This window comes from Arthrobacter sp. N199823, assembly GCF_002929705.1.
In the GTDB taxonomy this organism is placed as follows: domain Bacteria; phylum Actinomycetota; class Actinomycetes; order Actinomycetales; family Micrococcaceae; genus Specibacter.
In genome coordinates, this window is record NZ_PJIN01000018.1 from 1 (window position 1) to 20749 (window position 20749).

At 60.8% G+C, this 20749-nt stretch carries 19 protein-coding genes and 1 tRNA gene; 9 read left to right on the forward strand and 11 right to left on the reverse strand.

What is annotated here, in order from left to right; translation table 11 throughout:
- Positions 1 to 198: 198 nt before the first annotated feature.
- The gene (locus CXQ93_RS19355; RefSeq protein ID WP_104112047.1) at positions 199 to 1230 is read right to left on the reverse strand and encodes a LacI family DNA-binding transcriptional regulator; all 1032 of its coding nucleotides are present in this window, start codon (positions 1228 to 1230) and stop codon (positions 199 to 201) included.
- 23 nt (positions 1231 to 1253) lie between these two features.
- Positions 1254 to 3128, reverse strand: a complete 1875-nt coding sequence (locus CXQ93_RS19360; protein WP_104112048.1) for a glycoside hydrolase family 13 protein — start codon at positions 3126 to 3128, stop codon at positions 1254 to 1256.
- A gap of 312 nt (positions 3129 to 3440) precedes the next feature.
- Between CXQ93_RS19360 and CXQ93_RS19365 the strand changes: the two genes are divergently transcribed.
- From CXQ93_RS19365 to CXQ93_RS19380, 4 genes are all read left to right on the forward strand, one after another.
- Positions 3441 to 4739 (forward strand): maltose ABC transporter substrate-binding protein, encoded by a 1299-nt coding sequence (locus CXQ93_RS19365; RefSeq protein WP_104112049.1) that lies wholly within the window; start codon positions 3441 to 3443, stop codon positions 4737 to 4739.
- Between the two features lie 102 nt (positions 4740 to 4841).
- The gene (locus CXQ93_RS19370) at positions 4842 to 6494 is read left to right on the forward strand and encodes an ABC transporter permease subunit (RefSeq protein ID WP_104112050.1); all 1653 of its coding nucleotides are present in this window, start codon (positions 4842 to 4844) and stop codon (positions 6492 to 6494) included.
- Positions 6491 to 7417: a sugar ABC transporter permease gene (locus tag CXQ93_RS19375; RefSeq protein ID WP_104112051.1), complete on the forward strand. Its 927-nt coding sequence runs from the start codon at positions 6491 to 6493 to the stop codon at positions 7415 to 7417. Before CXQ93_RS19370 ends, CXQ93_RS19375 begins: the two co-directional genes overlap by 4 nt.
- Before the next feature lie 2 nt (positions 7418 to 7419).
- Complete coding sequence (locus CXQ93_RS19380) at positions 7420 to 9285, forward strand: glycoside hydrolase family 13 protein (RefSeq protein ID WP_104112052.1); 1866 nt, start codon at positions 7420 to 7422, stop codon at positions 9283 to 9285.
- Between the two features lie 69 nt (positions 9286 to 9354).
- Here CXQ93_RS19380 and CXQ93_RS19385 read toward each other — a convergent pair whose 3' ends face one another.
- On the reverse strand, positions 9355 to 9780 hold the full coding sequence (locus CXQ93_RS19385) for a hypothetical protein (protein ID WP_146073284.1): 426 nt from the start codon (positions 9778 to 9780) through the stop codon (positions 9355 to 9357).
- 16 nt (positions 9781 to 9796) lie between these two features.
- Between CXQ93_RS19385 and CXQ93_RS21195 the strand changes: the two genes are divergently transcribed.
- The gene (locus CXQ93_RS21195) at positions 9797 to 9922 is read left to right on the forward strand and encodes a hypothetical protein (RefSeq protein WP_258069126.1); all 126 of its coding nucleotides are present in this window, start codon (positions 9797 to 9799) and stop codon (positions 9920 to 9922) included.
- A gap of 37 nt (positions 9923 to 9959) precedes the next feature.
- Positions 9960 to 11354: an FAD-binding oxidoreductase gene (locus tag CXQ93_RS19390; protein ID WP_104112054.1), complete on the forward strand. Its 1395-nt coding sequence runs from the start codon at positions 9960 to 9962 to the stop codon at positions 11352 to 11354.
- A gap of 153 nt (positions 11355 to 11507) precedes the next feature.
- On the opposite strand, the gene CXQ93_RS19395 is transcribed toward CXQ93_RS19390, so the two are convergent.
- The 5 genes from CXQ93_RS19395 to CXQ93_RS19415 form a co-directional block, all read right to left on the reverse strand.
- Entirely contained in the window at positions 11508 to 11903 is a 396-nt protein-coding gene (locus tag CXQ93_RS19395) for a hypothetical protein (RefSeq protein ID WP_104112055.1), read from the reverse strand.
- A gap of 137 nt (positions 11904 to 12040) precedes the next feature.
- The gene (locus CXQ93_RS19400) at positions 12041 to 13408 is read right to left on the reverse strand and encodes a DUF4032 domain-containing protein (RefSeq protein ID WP_104112056.1); all 1368 of its coding nucleotides are present in this window, start codon (positions 13406 to 13408) and stop codon (positions 12041 to 12043) included.
- Between the two features lie 79 nt (positions 13409 to 13487).
- Complete coding sequence (locus tag CXQ93_RS19405) at positions 13488 to 14588, reverse strand: ABC transporter ATP-binding protein (protein WP_104112074.1); 1101 nt, start codon at positions 14586 to 14588, stop codon at positions 13488 to 13490.
- Between the two features lie 141 nt (positions 14589 to 14729).
- Positions 14730 to 15515, reverse strand: coding sequence for a trehalose-phosphatase (gene otsB, locus CXQ93_RS19410; RefSeq protein WP_104112057.1), 786 nt, complete (start codon positions 15513 to 15515; stop codon positions 14730 to 14732).
- The gene (locus CXQ93_RS19415; protein ID WP_258069127.1) at positions 15505 to 16962 is read right to left on the reverse strand and encodes a trehalose-6-phosphate synthase; all 1458 of its coding nucleotides are present in this window, start codon (positions 16960 to 16962) and stop codon (positions 15505 to 15507) included. The genes otsB and CXQ93_RS19415 overlap by 11 nt, the downstream gene beginning before the upstream one ends.
- A 183-nt stretch (positions 16963 to 17145) precedes the next feature.
- On the opposite strand from CXQ93_RS19415, the gene CXQ93_RS19420 reads away from it, so the two are divergent.
- On the forward strand, positions 17146 to 18045 hold the full coding sequence (locus tag CXQ93_RS19420) for a thioredoxin domain-containing protein (protein WP_104112059.1): 900 nt from the start codon (positions 17146 to 17148) through the stop codon (positions 18043 to 18045).
- A 166-nt stretch (positions 18046 to 18211) separates the two neighbouring features.
- Positions 18212 to 18285, forward strand: a tRNA-Thr gene (locus CXQ93_RS19425).
- A gap of 105 nt (positions 18286 to 18390) precedes the next feature.
- Here CXQ93_RS19425 and CXQ93_RS19430 read toward each other — a convergent pair.
- From CXQ93_RS19430 to CXQ93_RS19440, 3 genes are all read right to left on the reverse strand, one after another.
- On the reverse strand, positions 18391 to 19599 hold the full coding sequence (locus CXQ93_RS19430) for a site-specific integrase (protein WP_104112060.1): 1209 nt from the start codon (positions 19597 to 19599) through the stop codon (positions 18391 to 18393).
- Between the two features lie 24 nt (positions 19600 to 19623).
- A complete protein-coding gene (locus CXQ93_RS19435; protein ID WP_104112061.1) occupies positions 19624 to 19839 on the reverse strand; it encodes a helix-turn-helix domain-containing protein in 216 nt (71 codons plus the stop codon).
- 120 nt (positions 19840 to 19959) lie between these two features.
- Positions 19960 to 20229, reverse strand: a complete 270-nt coding sequence (locus CXQ93_RS19440; protein ID WP_146073285.1) for a helix-turn-helix domain-containing protein — start codon at positions 20227 to 20229, stop codon at positions 19960 to 19962.
- Positions 20230 to 20394: 165 nt separating this feature from the next.
- Here CXQ93_RS19440 and CXQ93_RS19445 point away from each other — a divergent pair, with 165 nt between their 5' ends.
- On the forward strand, positions 20395 to 20709 hold the full coding sequence (locus tag CXQ93_RS19445) for a hypothetical protein (RefSeq protein ID WP_104112063.1): 315 nt from the start codon (positions 20395 to 20397) through the stop codon (positions 20707 to 20709).
- Positions 20710 to 20749 lie beyond the last annotated feature (40 nt).

The following is a 20749-nucleotide window of genomic DNA, read 5'->3' on the forward strand; positions in this document are numbered from 1 at the left end:
GCTAAGACCCACAGCGCCGATGGTACTGCATTCGTGAGGATGTGGGAGAGTAGGACACCGCCGGACAACACGTAAAAAAAGGGTAGAGGCCCCACACCAAACACGGTGTGGGGCCTCCCCGCATTTAACAACCCACACCACACACGGCCACCCCACCCAGGGTAGCCACAACTCTTTAAAACACATACCAGCCAGCAGCTACTCCACCGCCGGCACCGCAGTACTCCTACGTACCACCAATTCGGTAGGGAACTCTTCTGCCACCGGCTGGTACGCCACAGCGGCATCCTCAGAGGACTGCTCCAGCCGGGCCAAGATCCGGCGTGCAGCGAGGGCGCCCTGTTCGCGCGGCTTCTGATCAAAGGTGGTAAGCCCAAAGACTTCGCCCAGCTCGTGCCCGTCAATGCCAATCACCGACAATTCTTCCGGAACCCGCAGGCCAAAGTCTCTGGCGGCGAGGATGGTCCCGATGGCCATTTCGTCGGAGGCTGCGAAGACAGCAGTCGGCCGCATTAGACCATCACCCAGCAGGGCGCGGGCGGTGACGTAAGCGCCCTGGACGGTAAAGTCTGAGCTCCGCTGCCATGCCTCTGAAGTAGGCAGCTGAGCTTGCTCCATGGCCATCTGATATCCACTTCGCCGTGTCCTGGGCAATTTGAAGTCAGAATCATACTCATGATCGCCGCCAATATGCGCGATCCGGGTATGGCCGAGCCCGATCAGGTGATCGGTAGCCCGCTTGGCCAATTCAAAGTCATTGACGCGCAAGCTGTCAGCACCAGGCAGCGGCCCACCGATTCCGAGCACGGGGCGGTGAATCGCCAACAGCTGGCTTACCTCAGCTTCGGTGAGCTCCAGCGAAACGGCGATAACGGCGTCGAGCCTCTTTCGCAGGAGGAAATCGGTCAAGATGGTGGCGCGGTGACTCTCATTTTGGCTAGTGGTGTAGAGCGTGAGATCGTAGCCGGCCTCGAGCAGGACCGCGGCGGCGCCGTCGATCACCGAAGAATAGAACCAGCGGTTGACGCCGGGAACCACGATCCCAATGTTGTGATTACGGCCAGAGGCCAGACTGGAGGCAGCATACGACAACACGAAGCCTAGCTCCGCGGCCGCGTCCTGGGCCAGTTTGCGGCTCTTTGCAGAAACGCTCCCTTTACCGCCCAACGCGCGCGACACCGTGGCGATCGACAGCCCGGAAAGTTCCGCAACCTCTTTGATGCCCGCCACTTTATTGCCCCTCAGTCCTTGCGTCACAGTTTCAGCCAAATAGCCTCGGACGATTCTAGTTCAGCGTTGTCGCCGAGGTCAGGGAGGGACCGTGCGATGACGGTTCCAGCGGGCAACCGCAGGGGTTCATTGCCGGTGTTGATGAGTACCAAGGTGGAGCCGTTCAGGAACGCCAGTGAGCCCTCCGAGCAGTATTCTTCAGCCCATTGCAGCGATCCTGTGCCCAGCTGGAGTTCACGCCGCAGCGCTAGTGCCTTGCGGTACAAGGACAAGTGCGACGCCGGATCGTTGGCTTGGGAATCGCGGGCGTAACTTGACCAGTCCAAGGGTTGGGGGAGCCACGGTGCAGACGGGGTAGCGCCGTCATCTTGGGTACCAGCAACGCCTGCGCCAGAGCCGTCGCTGAATCCCGCAGCCGGGCTGCCGGCTACCCAGGGGAGGGGCACACGGCAGCCGTCGCGACCAATCCGTTCGCCGCCGGTGCGGGCAAACGTTGGATCTTGGCGCGCGTCATTCGGCAGCGTGGTGTGGTCCGGAAGGCCCAGCTCTTCGCCCTGGTAGAGGTAGCATGCGCCGGGCAGTGCCAGCATGAACAACGACGCCGCAGCCGCACGTTGGCGTCCCAGGGCGAGGTTGGGCTGTTCGTCACCGGCGCCAACGCCATCGCCATCGCGAGGGCTGCCGCCGTCGTACCCGAAGCGGGTGGCGTGCCGGACCACATCGTGATTTGAGAGCACCCACGTGCTGGGGGCACCAACGGCATCAAAAGCCCGCAGGGATTCTTCGACCACATTGCGCAAGGCAGGAGCGGAGAACCCGGTGGCCAGGTAGGGGAAGTTGAAGGCTTGGTGCATTTGGTCCGGGCGTACCCAATCGGCCATGCGTTCCAGAGGATCCACGTTAGCCTCGGCGCACAGGATGCGCTCCGGGCCGTACTCGGCGAGGACTTCGCGCCAGCGGCGGTAGATGTCGTGCAGGGCCGGTTGGCCGAACATGGGAGCCAGATGTCCGGGGAAGCCCTCGGAGCTGCCACCCCAGGCAGTGCCACCCCAATCGGGCAGGCCGTCGGCTTTGACCAGGGCGTGGGCCACGTCCACGCGGAAGCCGTGCACGCCGCGATCGAGCCAGAAGCGCAAGGTTTGCTCGAATTCTGCGTGGACAGTGGCGTTGTCCCAGTTGAAGTCGGGCTGCGTGGAATCGAACAGGTGCAAGAACCACTGACCGGCATCACCCTTGGCCGCGGTGACGCGGGTCCACGCTGGGCCACCAAAGTGCGACTGCCAGTTGTTCGGCGGCAGAGCGCCGTCGGGTCCCTTGCCATCGCGGAAGATGAACACTTCCCGTTCGGCGCTGCCAGGGGCGCCCGCGAGTGCCGCTTGGAAGAGCTGATGCTGATCGGAGCAGTGGTTGGGGACCAGATCGATGATGACGCGCAAGTTCAGCCCCGTGGCTGTTTCCACCATGTGGTCGAAGTCAGCTAGGGTGCCAAAGAGCGGATCCACCTGGCGGTAGTCAGAAACGTCGTAGCCGGCGTCGCGTTGCGGGGAGCGGAAGAACGGCGAGAGCCACACGGCGTCCACGCCCAACTGTGCCAGCTGACCCAACTCGAGCGTGATGCCTTCCAAGTCTCCAACGCCGTCGCCGTTGCTGTCGCGGAAGGACCGCGGGTAGATCTGGTAAATCACGGAGTCGGCAGACCAATGTTGTGCACTCTGGGGCGCTGCCGCATGGATCGGCGTCAGGGCGCCAGCCAGCCCGGCGAGCCCAGCAGCCCCAGCAATCGAGGCAGTGGCGGGCGTGGAGCCCGAAGCGGGCGCTGAGGCAGCGGCGGCGGGCGCTAGGGTGGCTGGCGCAAGAGGGGCCGAGGCGGCGCGGAGTTCCGATGAGGTAACAGACATGGGTACAACCTTAGAGAGTCGAAGGCAAAATGTAAACGTTCTCAAAAATGTTGGCTGGATCTGTAAGAGGGCTCGATTTTCAACAAAAAGACTGAAAAGGCGGGGGTAGGCGGGTTCTATCCGCCGCCTCAAGATCCGCTGGAACGGAGGGAAGTTTCGGATCAACTGAAAAATTGGAAGAACAGGACTTCCGTTTTGGAACCGCTTTCATGTATGTTTGAGATTGCTTACGCTTTGTGAGGTAGGCCACTTATGTGATTTTTTGCCCGGACGCCCCTCCAAAGAGGTGCTGGGCTCAAGAAAGGGACACCAATGAAGTTGCCAAATACCAGTGCTAACCCCGTCAGTCGTCGCGTCTTTGCTGTTGGCGCACTCTCGGCAGTAAGCGCACTTGCGCTCAGTGCCTGTGGCGGCGATACCAAGACCACAAGTACCGCAACAGCCACTGCAGCGGACCTTGCCGCTGGCGGAGCCACCACCATCACCATGTGGGTTGACGCGGAACGCTCACCGGCGCTGAAGGACATTGCCGCAAAGTTCAAGGCAGATACCGGCATTGAAGTGAAGCTCGTGATCAAGGACTTCGCTGCTGTACGCGATGACTTCATAACGCAGGTTCCCACCGGCAAGGGCCCGGACCTGATTGTTGGGCCGCACGACTGGGTAGGCAAGTTCGTACAGAATGGTGTCATTGCCCCGGTTGAGCTCGGCGATAAGTCCTCTGCTTTCTCCAAAACCTCCATCAAGGCCATGACCTTCAATGGCTCAACCTATGGTGTCCCGTATTCGGTAGAAAACATTGCGCTGCTGCGCAACACAGCCTTGCTGCCGGCAGCCGTCACCACCTTTGACGAAGTCATCGCCGCAGGTAAGGGCGTTGTGGATTCCGGCAAGGCCAAGTACGCGTTCCTGGTTGGTCTGGATCCGAAGCAGGGCGATCCATACCACCTCTACCCGCTGCAGACCTCCATGGGTTCGGCTGTCTTCGGAGTGGATGCCGATGGCGGTTACGATCCCAAGCAGCTCATCCTGGGTGAGCCGGCCGGCGTCGAATTTGCCAAGAAGCTCGTGGAATGGGGAGATTCCGGCTCCAAGGTCCTGAACTCTAACATCACCGGCGACATTGCCAAGGAAGAGTTCAAGAACGGCAAGAGCCCGTACTTCCTTACCGGCCCGTGGAATGTCCCGGATCTGCAGAAGGCCGGCATCAAGCTCGCTGTTGACCCGTTGCCCACCGCAGGCGACAAGCCTGCGCAGCCGTTTGTCGGCGTCAATGGCTTCTTCATCAGCGCCAAGAGTGCCAACGCTCTGGCCACCACGGAGTTCGTCACCAACTACCTGACCACCGAGGCCGCCCAGGATTCCATGTTCACCGCAGGTGGACGTCCTCCTGCTCTGACGGCATCCTTCACGAAGGCGTCCTCGGATCCCATCGTGGCGGCGTTCGGCAAGATCGGCGACAACGGCGTTCCCATGCCGGCCATCCCGGAAATGGATGCCGTCTGGAACGACTGGGGAGCAACCGAGTTGGCCCTGATCAAGGGCAAGGGCGATCCCGCAACCGACTGGCCCAAGATGGCTGCCACCATCAAGTCCAAGATCGGCGCGTAAGCGCACTAACTAATCAGTAAAGGTGCGTGGCGCCCAGCCGCATAGCTGGGCGCCACGCACCGTATCGTCGCCTTTGAAGCACTGCAAGAGGATAGCCACGTGATGCGAGTTCCCCAATCCACTAACGACGCCGGACCCGCACCACGGGTGACTAACGGCCCCACATCCCCCAATGGCCGCGCAACGAAGAACCGCGCAGCGAACAGCCGCCACGGCATGGAATCGCTCAAGTCCACCATGGTCAAGGTGGTGCTGTTGGGCCTGGTCGATGCCTTTGCGGTGTTCGTCTTGATTACGCTCTTCTTGAGTCAGTCGTGGCTCATCATGGTCATTGCCGCCGCGGTCACGCTGCTGATCAACTGGATTTACCTGCGCAAGGGCGGCCTGCCCGCCAAATACCTGGCACCGGGTGTGTTCTTTCTGGTTGTTTTCCAAGTGTTCGTGGTGCTTTACTCCGGCTACATCGCTTTCACCAACTACGGCGACGGACATAACAGCACTAAAGCCGATGCCATCTCGGCCATCCAGATCACAGCGCAAAAGCGTGTTCCGGATTCCCCCTCTTTTAAAACATCTGTACTAAAACAGAATGACGAGCTGTTCCTGCTCTTCACTAACCCCGACGGCACCGTCTCCATTGGGTCAACCACAAAACCGCTGACAGCTGTCACCGATGCTGTGCTCGATGGAACCGGCAAGGCCGTCTCAGTACCCGGCTATGACACCCTGAACTTTGCTGCGATCGTGGCCAACCAGAACGACATTCTGAGCATCTCCGTGCCGGTGTCCGAGGATGCCGCCCAAGGCAGCCTGCGAACAGCAGACGGCAGTACCGCCTACGCCTTCAAGCCCAGCATGGTCTACGACGCCGGCACCGACACCTTCACCGACGTCGAAACCGGCACCACGTATACCGACAACGGCGAGGGCGCCTTCGCCTCCGCGGACGGCGAACGGTTGGCCACTGGTTGGAAGATCAACGTTGGCTTCGATAACTTTGTCCGCGCCTTCACCGATCCCAATTTGCGGGCGCCGCTGTTGAACGTGATCGCCTGGACGTTCATGTTCGCCATCACCTCCGTCATTCTGACCTTCGGCTTGGGCTTGTTCCTGGCCATCACGTTCAACCGTGACGATCTGCGCGGCAAGAAGATCTACCGGGTGTTGATGATCCTGCCGTACGCTTTCCCGGCATTCCTCTCCGGCCTGGTGTGGTCCGGTATTCTCAACCCACAATTCGGCTGGCTGAACCAAACCTTGCTCGGCGGGGCAGAGATCGGCTGGCTAACAGACCCCATCCTGGCCAAGATTAGCGTCCTAGTGGTGAACCTCTGGCTAGGATTCCCGTACATGTTCCTGGTCTGCACCGGCGCCCTGCAATCGCTGCCCGCCGAGCTGGACGAGGCCGCACGCATGGACGGTGCCGGAGCGTGGCGCGTGTTCCGTTCCATCAAGCTGCCGCTGCTGCTGGTTTCCATTGCCCCGTTGCTGATTGCGTCCTTCGCGTTCAACTTCAACAACTTCAACGTCATCTACATGCTGACAGGTGGCGGACCCCGCTTCGAGGACACCACCCGCGATATTGGCTCCACGGACATCTTGATCACCCTGGTGTACAAGGTGGCGTTCGGGCAGGGAACCGGCCGTGATTACGGCCTGGCCAGCGCCTTGGCGATTGTCATCTTCATCATTGTGGCCACGGTTTCCGCCGTGAGCTTCAAGCAGACCAAAGCACTTGAGGAAGTGAACCGATGAGCACCACCACCGTTCCCGTGCGGCCCACACCAGAAAACGCAGCCGAACTCCAAGCGCCTAAGCGCCGCCCCTTCGGGGTCTGGTTCAAGGACAAGGGCTGGCGCCACCTGGTGGGCGTGGTTGTTACACTCTTCGCCATCTTCCCGCTGCTCTACGTGCTCTCCGCAGCACTGAACTCCAACGGCACCCTGGCCGGCACCAAGGGCCTGTTCACCAAGATCGACTTCGGCAACTTCATCAATCTCTTCAATGACCCGGCCCGCCCCTTCGGGCGCTGGTTCGTCAACACCTTGGTCATCGGTGTGGTCACCTCGGCAGCTACCGTGTTCCTGGGCGCCATGGCCGCCTACGCGTTCTCCCGCATGCGCTTCAAGGGCCGCCGCATGGGCCTACTCTCGCTGCTCCTACTGCAGATGTTCCCGCAGCTGCTGGCCGTCGTCGCAATTTTCTTGTTGCTCAGCGGCATCTCCGACGTCATCCCAGCTTTGGGTCTGGGCAGCCAGCTGGGCCTGATCATGGTCTACCTGGGCGGTGCGCTTGGCGTGAACACATACCTCATGTACGGCTTCTTCAACACGATACCGCAGGAGCTGGATGAGGCGGCCAAGATTGACGGCGCCTCCCACGTGCAGATCTTCTTCGGCATCATTTTGCGGCTCGTCACGCCGATCCTGGCCGTGGTGGCGCTGCTGTCCTTCATCAGCATTTCCAGTGAGTTCGTGATCGCCTCCGTGGTGCTGACCGATCCGGATTCGCAAACTCTGGCCGTGGGACTGTATTCCTTCGTGGCAGATACCCGCTCGAAGAACTGGGGCATCTTCTCGGCAGGAGCCGTTTTGGCTGCCGTGCCTGTCATGGCACTGTTCTTGTTCCTGCAGCGGTACATTGTGAGTGGTTTGGTTCAAGGTGGAGTAAAGGGGTAAACATGGCAGGCAATCAACCGCACCACGATGGTTCGGCACTGTATGTGGGAAGTTCGACGCCGGAGCTTGGCCAACGCGTGGCCCTGCGGTTGCGCGTTCCGCAAGACTGGGGGACCGCCTCGCGTGTGTGGGTCCGTAGCGTTCAGGACGCCGAGCCGCGGTATGACGAAGCCACCGTGGTGGGGAACTCTGGCGGGTGGGTGTGGTGGGAGACTACCATCCTGCACGTGAACCCCGTGGCGCTGTACCGCTTTGTCATTGAGACGGCGGGCAGCGAAGACGACGGTCCCAGCTATTGGTATCTGAACAATGCAGGTCTGTACAACCGGGACACCTCCGATTACAACGACTTCCGGGTGACCACCGCCAAGGCCGCTCCGGCATGGTCGCACGATGCCGTCATGTATCAAGTTTTCCCGGACCGATTTGCCCGGTCCGAAAAGGCTGCCGGACTGCCCACCCCTGACTGGGGCGTTGCCTGTGGCTGGGACACCCCCGTGCAGGGCAGTGGCCCCGATGTGGCACGCCAGTTCTATGGTGGCGATCTGGATGGCGTCACCGAAAAGCTGGATGAGCTGGAGGCGCTAGGTGCTGACATCGTCTACCTGACCCCGTTCTTCCCGGGACGCTCCAACCACCGCTATGACGCGTCGACGTTCATGGAAGTGGATCCGCTCCTGGGCGGGGACGAGGCCCTCATCAGGCTGGTCGAGGCAGCGCACGCCCGTGGCATGAAGGTCATGGGAGATCTGACCTCCAACCACACTGGCGATGCCCATGAATGGTTCAAGCGCGCCCAGGCCGACCCGAACAGTGTGGAGGCTAGCTTCTACTACTTCAACGAGGACCGCACGGAGTACGAGTCTTGGTGGGGTGTGAAGTCGCTGCCCAAGTTGAACTGGGCCTCTGCTGCCTTGCGCGAAGCCTTCGTCACGGGCGAGGATTCCGTGGTGGCGCACTGGCTCAAGCCCCCGTTCAACCTGGACGGCTGGCGCATTGACGTGGGCAACATGACCGGCCGCCTGGGCGCACAGAACATCAACAAGGAAGTGGCAGCACTCATTCAGGACCGCATCCTGGAGATCAACCCCAACGCGCTGCTGCTTGGCGAGGAAACCTCGGATGCCGGCGCCGATGTAGACGGCTTCGGCTGGCAGGGCGCCATGACGTACTCCAACTTCACCCGCCCCCTGTGGCAGTGGTTGGCCGACCCAGCCGCGCGCGTGGACTTTTTCGGCACCCCGCTGGCGGGCCCGCCCAAGGTGGGTGCCGACGTCGTGCTTGAGACACATAGAGACCTTTCCAGCGCGTTTTCCTGGCCCGTGCGTAAGGCGACCATGAACGCGCTGAACACCCATGACACGGCGCGGGCGGCGAGCGTCATGATTGCGGGCGGGCCGCTGGTTGCCGCCGCGCTGTCCATGCTGGTGCCGGGGATCGCAGTGGTTTTTGCCGGCGACGAGTTTGGCCTGAAGGGGTGGAACGGCGAGGATTCACGCACGCCCATCCCGTGGGATGAACCTGACCGTGTGGTGACAGATCTGCGTTCCGCGTACGCCGTGCTGACGGAGCTGCGGCACACTAGTCCGGCGGTGTCAGACGGTGGGATGCGGTGGTTGATGGCCGACGGCGATGTGCTGGCTTTTGTGCGGGAGTCGCCGGAGGAATCGTTGCTGGTGATTGCTACGCGCTCGCCGGCACTGTTCCCGGTAACAGAGTTGGGACTCTCTGCTGCCGATGTGCAGGCCCTGATGCTGGTGCCGGCATTCGCCACGGCCGAGTTCGGTGCTACCGAGGAGAAGCTCCAACTTGATGGTCCCGGCGCGTATGTGTGGCGGCTGGCCGGAGTCACGGTACCTGAAGCCTGACTCCTGACCCTTGGTGCCCTGAGACCGCAGACCTCTGCTCTCAGGGCACAGGTCTTAGGGTGGCCGGCCTCAGGGTGGGCGGGCCAATTTCTTCAAGAGGCAGGTCTCGGCAACGCTGAGTTGCAGCGTGTCAGTCAACAGATGCACCGCAGTGCCTACGTGTTTCTCGTCCAGCTCACGAGCGGAGAGACGATGGAAAAGTTCTTCCGAGGCCTCCAAGATCAGAGTCTGTAGGTATTGCCTGAACTGGTCTGTAGCTGCAATGAGAAGTCTGAGCTCCTTGTTTGAGAGGCTTCTCGGATCCGTTTTGGAGACCACTGCGAAGAGCTCTCTTGCCGTTGAAAGTACAGCCGCAACGCTTTGAAGTGAACGAGAATTTATTGCTCGTGGGCCCGATTCGGGTACGTGGTCGCGACGTTGATAGAGGCGCTCGATGCCCTGCCCTGCCTCTGCATTGGAAAGCGGCTCATTCGACTTCCCGTCCGTGATGTCCATAGTTGGACTGTAGGGGATGAGACCGGTCGGCAACAGTGCCACAGGGCTCAATGTGCACGGTGAGCAGCGTGGCTTGGCCTGTGGAGGAACTCTCATGGGTGGCAACCGCGCCCGCGAGCTGTGGCCTGCCGCCATCTCCTAGACTAAAAGCAGTATCTAGGGGAAGGGTCTGGTGGGACATGGTTGGACAGGAGAATGAGGTGGACGCAGGGTTTGTGGCGTTATTGCGGCAGGACCTGCGTGCGGACCAGATCAGCGTTGTTGCCGCGGATCTGACGACCTTTGCTATTGACCAAGGGCCCGTCACCGACTACCAGCTGCCGTTGGCGGTGGTGTGGGCGGAATCGGTGGCAGATGTGCAGGCAGTTGTGCGTGCGGCCGCTGCAATCGGCGTTCCGTTGGTGACCAGAGGTGCCGGGACCGGGGTGTCGGGCGGGGCGCACGCCACTGCCGGCTGCGTGGTGCTGAACCTGACGCGCATGAACCAGATCCTGGAGATCAACCCGGCCGATGAGATTGCCCGCGTTGAACCCGGCGTCATCAACGGCGAGCTCAACAATGCCGTGGCCATGCATGGGCTGATGTTTGCCCCGGACCCGGCAAGCTTCAAGATTTCCACGATTGGTGGGAACATCGCCACGAACGCTGGTGGGCTGCGCTGCGCCAAGTACGGCGTCACGCGCGATGCCGTGCTGGCGTTGGACGTGGTATTGGCCGACGGTTCCTTGATTCATACCGGACACCGGACGTTCAAGGGCGTTGCCGGATACGACCTCACGAGTCTTTTTGTTGGATCAGAGGGCACACTGGGCATTGTTGTGGGCGCCACCGTGCGGCTGAAGTACCTGCCCACCATTGTGCGCACCCTCGCTGTGTTCTTCCCCTCCGTGCAGCAGGCAGCGGCTGGCGTGCTGGCGCTCGGCGCAGCCCGCGTGCAGCCCTGCATTCTGGAACTATTGGATGGACCATCGCTTGAGGAACTGGACCGCCGCAATGGCAGCAATCTCGCGTCGCGGGGGACGGCGCTGCTGCTGATCCAATTCGACGGATTGGCAGCCGAGGCGGAAGAGGCGGTGGCCGCCGTCGAACTTGAAAAGGTTGGCGGCATTGTCAGCAGGGAAGACCCGCAGGAGGCGCAACGGCTGGTGGAGCTGCGGCGCAACAACCGGGGCTTGGACGTGGACGCCGAGAATCGGGTGGGTGAGGATGTGGCCGTGCCGCGCTCGCAGCTGGTGCATTACATTACGGCGCTGGAGGAGATGGCGGTGCGGCACGGTGTGGACCTGGCGGTCATCGCGCATGCCGGCGACGGCAATCTGCACCCCACGTTCTCCGTGCCTACCTTTGAGCCAGCTGGCATTGCGGCCCTGAATGCGGCGCTGGATGAGTCCATTGACAAGGCGCTTGAGCTGGGCGGCACCATTACTGGCGAACACGGGATTGGGCAGTACAAGCTGCGCTGGCTGGGGCTGGAACAAAGCTCGGAGGTGTTGGATCTCCAGCGCTCCATCAAGGCGCTATTTGACCCGCAGGGCATCCTCAATCCGGGCAAGGCCATCCCCGCCTGCCCGTAGGACGCTCCATCAGCGATTGGGGTGGTTTGGGCAACGCTCCATCAGCGATTGGGGTGTTTCGGGCAACGCTCCATCAGCGATTGGGGATTTTCCGGACGCTCTGTCGGCGGGCGCGCATGTCGCGCAAACGATCTTTGCGGCAGGCATTCCGGTTCATTCAGATGCGCTGTGCTTGCTGCCCAGGTGTTCAATGATGCTTTGGCTCAGCACTACGTCGTGGGGGATTGCCGGTAGCTCGGCGGGGCTCGTTTCCAAGCCATGTTGGGCCAGGATGTTCTGAATGTAGTTCCAATAGGCTGTGACTGCGCCGGTGGCGGTCTGGTCGCCGTACGGTTCATCGGGGCCCACCACAACTCGCGCCGTCGACTCAATCTGTTCCTGACTAGCGTCTGCCCATGGCTGGCTGGAGTTCCAGCCACGATCGTCCAACACCAAGACCGATTCCCCATTGTCGAGCTCAGCCTCAAACAGCACCGAGACTGATACCCGTTCAGGCTGGGCCCCCTCATGGACATCGGCCGTGCTCACAAACCTGGAAATAGCTGCCATGCGGTGGCTCCTAACGTTGGATGCGAACGGGCGTTTCGGGAAGGCGCCCAAAAGGTGATGGAGGGTTTCGGGAAAACGCCCAAAAGGTGGTGCAGGGTTGCCCAAAACACCCCAAAAGGTGGTGCAGCGTCGGTGGGCTAGTCGTCGAAAGCGGTGTCGGGGAGCACGCCGCTTTCTAGCATTTTGATGGTTGCCGTATCGGTGCTGAGCATGATGGCGTCTTCGTCGCGGCGGAAGCGCAGGATGTCGTCCACGTAGGACTGCACGGCCTCGGCCAGTGGAACGTTGCGTTCCTCATCCTGGGAGCGGAACCAGCGATGCTCCAGAACCTCGTGCACCACCTCGGCCGGTTCCAGCTTGCCGCCAAGCTCGCGCGGGATGGAGCGCACGATGGGTTCGAAAATGGAGCTGACCCATTCATGCGCGCTGATCTCCTCATCCTTGGCAGGACTGACATCGTTGCGGAAGGAGTCCATGTCGTTGAGCAGACGCCGGGCCTGGTTCTCCTGAGCGTCAATGCCTGTCAGGCGCAGCAGGCGGCGCTGGTGATGTCCGGCGTCCACCACCTTGGGCTGGAGCTGGATGGTGGCGCCGTCCGGGGTGGTCTTGATGGCGTATTCCTCGACATCGAAGCCGAGCTCGTTCAGGCGGCGAATGCGGGCACCCACGCGCCAGCGGTCCTCGAGTTCGAACGATTCCTTCTCGGTCAGCTCAGCCCACAGGCGGCGGTAGCTTTCCATGATGAGCTCGCTGGTGGCCACGGGGTCCACTTTTTCCTCAATGAGTCCGCCTTCAAGCAGATCCATAAGTTCCCCGGCAATGTTGACGCGGGCAATCTCAAGATCATATTCGCGCTGGCCCGTGGACAAGTCCGGGTAGAGCTCGCCGGTCTCGGCATCCACCAAGTATGCGGCGAAGGCGCCGGCATCGCGGCGGAACAAGGTGTTGGAGAGGGAGACATCTCCCCAGTAGAAGCCCACCAGGTGCAGCCGCACCAGAAGCAGTGCCTGGGCGTCAATGAGACGGGTCAAAGTGTCGCGGCGCAGCTTCTGGGAGAACAAGGCGCGGTAAGGGAGGGAGAACTTCAGGTGCCGGGTGACAAGTACCGGGTCCAGCGCTTCACCGTTGGGCGTGGTGCGGCCACTGATGACAGCTACCGGCTCCACGCAGGGCACATCCAGCCGCGCCAGCTTACGCAGCATGTGGTACTCGTGGCGGGCCACGTGTTCGGAGGTTTCCTTGATGGCAATGACCGAACCGTCCAGATGCGCAAAGCGAACCACGTGACGGGAGATACCGCGGGGGAGCGCGGCGAGGTTCGCGGCCGGCCAGTCCTCCAGACGGATGTGCCAGGGCAGATCCAACAGGCCCGGATCGGCGGCCGCGGCAGTAATGTTCAGCGACCCCATGACAGGTGCCGGAGGAGCGCTCATGCGGGGCAGCTTGCCGCGCTGGTCAAAGTCGGTGGGTTCGTCGTTCCACTTGGCGCCTGGATGATCAGTCATAGTTCAAATTCTCTCTTAAAAGGTGAAGCGCGGCTGCCTGCTGGAAAGTCCAACAGGCAGCCGCGCTCTAAAACTGCTGCTAGTCGCGCGAGATGGCCTTGTCGCCCAAGCGGGCGCCGGAGGTTGCATCGAAGAGGTGCACGTGGCCAACCTGCGGGCGGACGTGGATGGTGTCGCCCTTCATCGGTGGGCGGCGACCGTCGACACGGACAACCATGTCGCGCTCTGCGCCGTCGATGATGGCGTGGCCGTAAACGTAAGCGTCGGCACCCAATTCTTCGACGACGTCGGCCTCTACTGCCAGGCCTTCGCCGGCGCCAACAACTTCGAGGTCTTCGGGACGGACACCGACGGTGACGGTGTTGCCTGCGGCTTCACCGAGGACGGCGGAAGGTACGGGGTAAATTGATCCACCGAACTTCACACCGCCATCGACAACGGGCAGTTCCAGCAGGTTCATGGCGGGGGAGCCAATGAAGCCTGCAACGAACACGTTCTGAGGGGCATCGTAGAGGTTGCGCGGGGTGTCGACCTGCATGAGGAGGCCGTCCTTGAGGACTGCAACGCGGTCACCCATGGTCATGGCCTCAACCTGGTCGTGGGTCACGTAAACAGTGGTGACGCCCAGGCGGCGGGTCAGGGAGGCAATCTGCGTACGAGTCTGTACACGCAGCTTGGCATCCAAGTTGGAGAGGGGCTCATCCATGAGGAACACCTGCGGGTTACGCACGATGGCGCGGCCCATGGCAACACGCTGACGCTGACCACCGGAGAGTGCCTTCGGCTTGCGGTCCAGGTATGCCTCGAGGTCCAGGAGCTTGGCGGCTTCCAAAACACGCTTGGCGCGCTCTTCCTTGGAGATGCCGGCGATCTTCAGGGCGAAGCCCATGTTGTCGGCAACCGACATGTGCGGGTACAGCGCGTAGTTCTGGAAGACCATGGCGATGTCGCGGTCCTTCGGCGGAACGTCTGTAACGTCGCGGTCGCCGATGAGGATACGGCCGGCGTTGACATCTTCCAGGCCGGCGAGCATGCGCAGGGAGGTGGACTTACCGCAACCGGAGGGTCCAACTAGAACGAGGAATTCGCCATCGGCGATGTCAATGTTGAGCTTGTCAACAGCGGGCTTCGTGGTGCCCGGGTAAATGCGTGTCGCGTTGTCAAAAGTTACTGTAGCCACAGTAATAAGTCCCTTCATCGGCAGGTACGTGCCGAACGATCCGTTGTGAATGGTTGGTGTTTCAGCGGGCCGCACACTACCTAAGCAGCGAACAGTCCGACATATGAAGTATGACACATTCCGAACATGGCCAAGGTCACATTACGGGTTGAGGTGACTCATACGGGCCGCCAGCAGCAGCTCCAGTACGTGCGGCAGCTCATCCGGGCCGCCAATGCGGAATTCCGCGGCTGTAATGCCCGGGCCCACCTTGATGCCGAGATCGCCAGGGTGCAGCGCGGCAAAGGCGTGTTCGTCCGTGACATCGTCCCCGGCAAAGAGCGTGGCCGTGGCACCGGTGAGCCCGCGGAGCAGGGTCAGGCTCTGGCCCTTGTTGGCGTTGACGGCCGATATTTCCAGCACCATCTTGCCCGTGGTCACGTGCAGCGCGGGATTCCCGTTGAGCTGGTTCATGACGAGTTCGACGGCGGCCCGTGCGTCGTGCTCTTCGGCCAGCCGGTAGTGGAGCACGACGCCGGCTGGCTTGTTCTCCACAACCGTCCCCTTAATAAGGGAGGTGGCTCGGGTGACGGCGGCGCGGGCCAGTTCCAGCGCGGCCGCCTGTTCCGCTGTGAGCTGCAACGGTGGGGAGTCTGGCCCGAGCCAGGTTTCGGCACCGTGGCTGCCCACCAAAAGTGTCGGTTCCGGGGGAGCGGCGACCAGCCGCAAACTGGCCAAGGCCCGCCCAGAGACGAGGGCCGTCGTCGTACTGGGCAGGGCGGCCAAGGCAGCCAAGGATGCTGCCGAGCGGGGGAGCGGGCGGGCATCTTCGGCATGATCCACCAAGGGTGACATGGTGCCGTCGAAGTCCAGGGCTACGAGCAGCTGGGGTGTGGCGGCGGCGTGCAGGATCGCCGCGTGAAGTGCTGCCGGTAGCTCAGCTGTCATCGCGGACGGCCTTTTGCGCCAGGGTGGACAGGAAGTCCTCGCTCCAGCGCTGGACGTCGTGATCGAGGATTTGCCGGCGCATTGCACGCATGCGGCGGGCGGATTCGGCCTTGGGCAAGTTGATGGCGCGCAGGATGACAGCCTTGAGGCCGTCAATATCGTGCGGATTGATCAGGAGCGCCTGCTTGAGCTGATCGGCGGCGCCGGTGAACTCGCTCAGGACCAAGGCGCCGGTGTTATCGCCGCGGGCAGCAACATATTCCTTGGCGACAAGGTTCATGCCGTCGCGCAGGGCGGTGACCAGCATGACGTCCGCTGCGAGGTAGAGGGCAACCATCTCTTCCAAGGGGTAGCTGTGGTGCAGGTAGCGCACGGCGGTGTTTTGAATGGTGTCGTGCTGGCCGTTGATGCGTCCCACCATGCCCTCCACATCCTCGCGGAGCTGCTTGTAGGTTTCCACGCGCTCGCGGCTGGGGCTGGCCACCTGGATGAGCGCGGCGTCTTCCACCGTGACCACGCCGTCTTCGAGCAATTCGCCGTAGGCCTTGAGGCGGTGCGTGATGCCCTTGGTGTAGTCGAGGCGGTCGACGCCCAGCAGCAAGGTGGTGGGGTTGCCGAGTTCTTCGCGGATCTGCTGGGAGCGGGCAATGACGTCGGGGCGCCGTGCCAGGGTTTGGATCTGGTTGACGTCGATGGAGATGGGGAACGGTTCGGCGCGGGCAATGTGGGTGTTCTTCCCGCCGGCGTCCTTGACGTGGACCTGCTTGGCTTTGACGCCGGCGCCGAGGAAGCGGCGGGCGGAGCGCAGGAAGTTGGCGGAGTCATTGGGGCGCTGGAAACCAATGAGGTCAGCGCCTAGCAGGCCCTCCAGGATGGGTTTGCGCCAGGGCATTTGGGCGAAGATTTCCGGGGAGGGGAAGGGGATGTGGTTGAAGAAGCCGATGCGGAGGTCCGGGCGCAATTCGCGCAGGTACTGAGGGACCAACTGCAGCTGGTAATCCTGAACCCACACGGTGGCCTTGGGAGCGGCAGCGTCAGCTGCGGCGTGGGCGAACCGCTTGTTGATTAGTTGATAGGAATCCCACCAGGTTCGGTGGAACTCGGGGGTGGCAATGACATCGTGATAGAGCGGCCACAGGGTGGAGTTGGAGAATCCCTCGTAGTACAGCTCAACTTCGTCGGCCGTGAGGGCAACGGGGAACAGGTCCATGTTGTCGTGGTGGAACGGCTCCAGGGTTTCATCGGCGGCACCATGCCAGCCCACCCAGGCTCCCTCGCGGGCGGCCATGACGGGAGCCAACGCGGTGACGAGCCCGCCAGGAGAACGCCGCCAGCCGTCGTCGGACCCTTCATTAACGACGCGGTCAACCGGCAGACGGTTGGAGACGACAATGAAGTCTGAATTGCCAGTGGGCGTGGTGGCCTTGGCAGAGGATTTGTGAGGCACGTGCAGCTCCCTTTGTTAGAACTCGGGTTGATGCCAGCTTATCTGGTGGGCGTGCGCGTCGTCATAGTGAGTCTCTTTGGGGTAGGGGAGTCATCATTCGGCCTTCTCCAAGGTTTGTCTCCTAAGATTAGCCATAACCGGCCGTACCACGGCTTTTTTCATGCCCAAGAAACTTGAGGAATTATGAGCTCTAAAAACGAACCGCGGTTAAGTAAAGCAGAGCGGACATCGCAGGCGCGCGAGCAGGCGAAGGTTATTCGCGATGCTCAGCTGAAGAAGGAAAAGCGCAATGGCTGGCTGATCCGAGGCGGTGTTTTGCTTGCAGCGGTGGCGGTTATCGTCATTATTGCTCTGATTGTTATTAACACGCAGAAGTCCAATGAGCCTGTGGCGGAGACCGGTCCGGTGCCGGCGAGCATGAACTCCTACGGTGGCATCACGTTGGGCAAGGATGGTGCGGTTGTGAAGCCGACCACCACCGAGACCACTGTTGATATCAACACGGTTCCGGAGCTTCCCACGGAGAAGGTTGAGAAGGCTACCGATCTGGACAAGATCGGCATCAAGGCAACCGCCGCTGGCGAGCCCATCCAGACAGTGATCTACTTCGACTTCCTGTGCCCGTTCTGCAACCAGTTCGAGACCAACTACGGTGCGCAGCTGAAGGCTCTGGCCAGCGAGAACAAGATCACCGTTGAGTACCGCTCATTGGGCTTCTTGGACCGCCTCTCCGGTGGCACCAACTACTCCTCACGTGCGGGCGCAGCGGCAGCGTGTGTTGCCGATGTTTCAGGGGATAAGTACCAGGCCTACCTGGACAAGCTCTTTGCAGAGCAGCCTGCTGAGAACAGCAAGGGCCTGAACAACGCCACGCTGGTGAAGTACGCAACTGAGGTTGGCGCGGGCGATATCACCAGCTGTGTAGATAACAAGACGTACCGCCCGTACCAGGCGCACACCACGTTGCTGGCCTCGGCCCACAGCGTGGCGTCGACGCCCACCGTGTTCATGGATGGCGAGCAGTGGGTATCCACTGAATCGTTCGACGACTTCTCAGCACGCATTCTGGCAGCTAAGAAGTAATTCTCTGCTTGCTCTTGCGGGTTCTTTGCGCTCGCAGTGTTGGCGCTTCTTACACAGCATACGACGGCGGGAAACCGGCTTTCCCGGGTGACTTTGCTACCTGGGGGAGCCGGTTTTTTGTTTTCTGTGCTCCTGCGGTAACCTTGTGAAGCGCTTGATTGCGTTTGCCTCCTTAGCTCAGCTGGCCAGAGCACCGCTCTTGTAAAGCGGGGGTCATCAGTTCGAATCTGATAGGGGGCCCAAAAAGCCCGGTTTTACAGGGAATTTGGATGTGAGAATGGCCCCGAAAGGGGCCATTTTCAACTTAACACGCCATAAACACGCCATAATGGGTCTCGATTTTCGTTACTTTTCATCGTCTGGATCGGTCGGTGACGGCTCTTCCTTCGGGCTGAACGCGTCCATGACCGCCCTGGTGTCCAAGGCTTCTTGATACTCCTCAATGTAGTGCTCTTGGGTCATCGAGACCTTGGAATGGCCGAGCTGATATGCGGCGGCTTCCGGCCCCATCGTTCTGGCAATCAGAGTTGCGCTTGATTTCCTGAGAGTCCGGAATGTGACCCACTCATATCCGATGGCATCGGAGGCTTTGCGCCAGATCTTGCCGATGTTGTTCGGATCGCAAATAGTCCCTGTGGACGATGGAAAGATCAAATTCATCGGATTCGGAGCGCCGCTTTCCTTTTGGCGTTTCTGCCGGATCTGAAGCTGCTTCACCAGAAATTCAGGGGCTGTTACTCGGCGTACGCCGTGCCGGGACTTCGGATGATCCTGGATCCTTACGCCGCCCGTGCTTGTCCGGATGACGGTTGCATTGATAAACACCGTCGGCGGCGCTGCGTCCAGTTTGACGTCGTCCCAGTGGAGGGCAAAGAACTCGCCAGGGCGGAGCCCGGTGTGGATGAGGAAGTCCGCGATCTCATGTAGTTCGTGTGAACGCGGCCTGCCGAGGGCCGGCGTCTGTTCCCAGTCGATGAGCTTGCCGCGCAGATCTTGATATTGTTCAGCGGTGAGGCCTTGGGGCTTCGCCTTCTTGTTGCGAGGGATCGATATCCCGATGACAGGGTTGACGGTGACAGCGTCGTGGCGCAAGGCCACCTTGAACATCCAAGACAGCACGGCCCCGCAGCTCCTCGCCGTTGAAGGACCCACATCTTCGACGACTTTTCGAATGAAGTGGTCGATCACGCCCGAGGATGCCTCGCCAATCCGAATTGAACCGATCGCCGGGGCTATGTACTTCGTGATGCAGTAGGAGTATTTGTCCTTCGTACGGGAAGCCTTGTCAGATCCTTCCAGCTCAACGAGGAACACCTCAATGAGCTGATTGATCTTGTTCGTGGAAGTCACCAGTCCATTTCTCGGAGTCTGGCGATCGACAAGTTTCTGCTGCAAGCTGCGGCGGGCCTCTGCTGCAGAAGCACCGCGAGCTTCAACCTTTCGAAGTTTCCCATCCCAGTCACGGTAGTGGGTGCGCGCGCTCCACGACTTAGCCGCGGTGCGATCGGTGATGATTGATCCCCAAGATCCGAGGGGAAGTGGTTTTCTGCTCATGTGACGGCCACACAGTCTTGGTCGTCACGGATCTGACCGGAGCGACAGCCAAGCCTCGAAGTCGGCTTTGCTGACCCGCAGATGCCGGCCAATTCTGTAGGCGTGCGGGCCAATGCCTTTGGCGCGCCACTGGTAGAAAGTCTGCAGCGGAATCTGAAGGTCGTGGCAGATTTCTGTGGGGGACAACCACTCGGTGGCTTCTGAGTCGGTGCGGCTGCTGTGTTGGGTGTAGATAGTCATCGCGGTGCCTTCCCTTCGATGGTGCCGACGTTCAAATATCGGCAAGTATGACTAGATAACTACTCATAGTCAGGAAAGCGATTTTCTCCATGACCGAGGGAAAGGTGGCGCCTGTTCTGTTCAGATCTCCAATCCCAGGAAATAGCGCACCTGTGCCATCTCTTGGAAAATTTGGGGTGCGTCGGAGGTATAAATTGAGTTGAAATTACCAGGAACTGCCTCGCTGGCCCGGACAAACCCAGCTCTTGTAAGCCGTTCAAGTTCCCGATTGACCGCGTCGTCTGTAAGGGACAGCGCGTTGGATATTTCAGGAGCCGGGGCAGGGCCATGTGTGACCAGCATATGTAAGATGCGGCTTCGGGTCAGGTTCATCAAGATTGAGGGTTCCATGGAAAACACTCCCAGAAGGCTACCTGCAGGACGGTGTATACCCGTCTACTCTGCACAATTTACTCTCACTCGGTCATGGTGTAAATGGCCCAAATCCCCATGACTTCGTATAAGTCGCCGCCATGACACAGCGATTCCGGCTGATTCAGAGGGAAGGTTGATGACATGACCCAGCATCCACAGGTGGAAGCTTTTGTCAGTGCTGCGGAATCCATGCGCGAAAACCGCTATTGGGCAAGGGATCCGCAGGAACAAATCGATTTTCTTACCGCGCTCCGTGATGTTGTTACAGAAGTTTGCTTCCATCTTGATCGGAACCAGTTACTCAATCAGGAGGGGCTTCGTGCCTTTGCTGCCAGCTCGGGCACTTCAAATGGGGTTCCGTGGCTGGAACCCAGCTCCGAGACGGTGCTCCTGCCCGAGTTGGATAATGCAATTCAGCGTTGTCTTGCGGGGCATGAAGGCACGGACAATACTTGAGAGGACACGACGATTCGGCACGGGGTAGTCGGCGAGCCGA

Coding starts and splice junctions, on each gene's coding strand:
- CXQ93_RS19390 (WP_104112054.1), top strand. CDS start 9,960: ATGGTTGGACAGGAGAATGAGGTGGACGCAGGGTTTGTGGCGTTATTG.
- CXQ93_RS19420 (WP_104112059.1), top strand. CDS start 17,146: ATGAGCTCTAAAAACGAACCGCGGTTAAGTAAAGCAGAGCGGACATCG.
- CXQ93_RS19385 (WP_146073284.1), bottom strand. CDS start 9,780: ATGGACATCACGGACGGGAAGTCGAATGAGCCGCTTTCCAATGCAGAG.
- CXQ93_RS19365 (WP_104112049.1), top strand. CDS start 3,441: ATGAAGTTGCCAAATACCAGTGCTAACCCCGTCAGTCGTCGCGTCTTT.
- CXQ93_RS19360 (WP_104112048.1), bottom strand. CDS start 3,128: ATGTCTGTTACCTCATCGGAACTCCGCGCCGCCTCGGCCCCTCTTGCG.
- CXQ93_RS21195 (WP_258069126.1), top strand. CDS start 9,797: ATGAGACCGGTCGGCAACAGTGCCACAGGGCTCAATGTGCACGGTGAG.
- CXQ93_RS19370 (WP_104112050.1), top strand. CDS start 4,842: ATGCGAGTTCCCCAATCCACTAACGACGCCGGACCCGCACCACGGGTG.
- CXQ93_RS19445 (WP_104112063.1), top strand. CDS start 20,395: ATGACCCAGCATCCACAGGTGGAAGCTTTTGTCAGTGCTGCGGAATCC.
- CXQ93_RS19430 (WP_104112060.1), bottom strand. CDS start 19,599: ATGAGCAGAAAACCACTTCCCCTCGGATCTTGGGGATCAATCATCACC.
- CXQ93_RS19395 (WP_104112055.1), bottom strand. CDS start 11,903: ATGGCAGCTATTTCCAGGTTTGTGAGCACGGCCGATGTCCATGAGGGG.
- CXQ93_RS19440 (WP_146073285.1), bottom strand. CDS start 20,229: ATGGAACCCTCAATCTTGATGAACCTGACCCGAAGCCGCATCTTACAT.
- otsB (WP_104112057.1), bottom strand. CDS start 15,515: ATGACAGCTGAGCTACCGGCAGCACTTCACGCGGCGATCCTGCACGCC.
- CXQ93_RS19380 (WP_104112052.1), top strand. CDS start 7,420: ATGGCAGGCAATCAACCGCACCACGATGGTTCGGCACTGTATGTGGGA.
- CXQ93_RS19435 (WP_104112061.1), bottom strand. CDS start 19,839: ATGACTATCTACACCCAACACAGCAGCCGCACCGACTCAGAAGCCACC.
- CXQ93_RS19375 (WP_104112051.1), top strand. CDS start 6,491: ATGAGCACCACCACCGTTCCCGTGCGGCCCACACCAGAAAACGCAGCC.
- CXQ93_RS19400 (WP_104112056.1), bottom strand. CDS start 13,408: ATGACTGATCATCCAGGCGCCAAGTGGAACGACGAACCCACCGACTTT.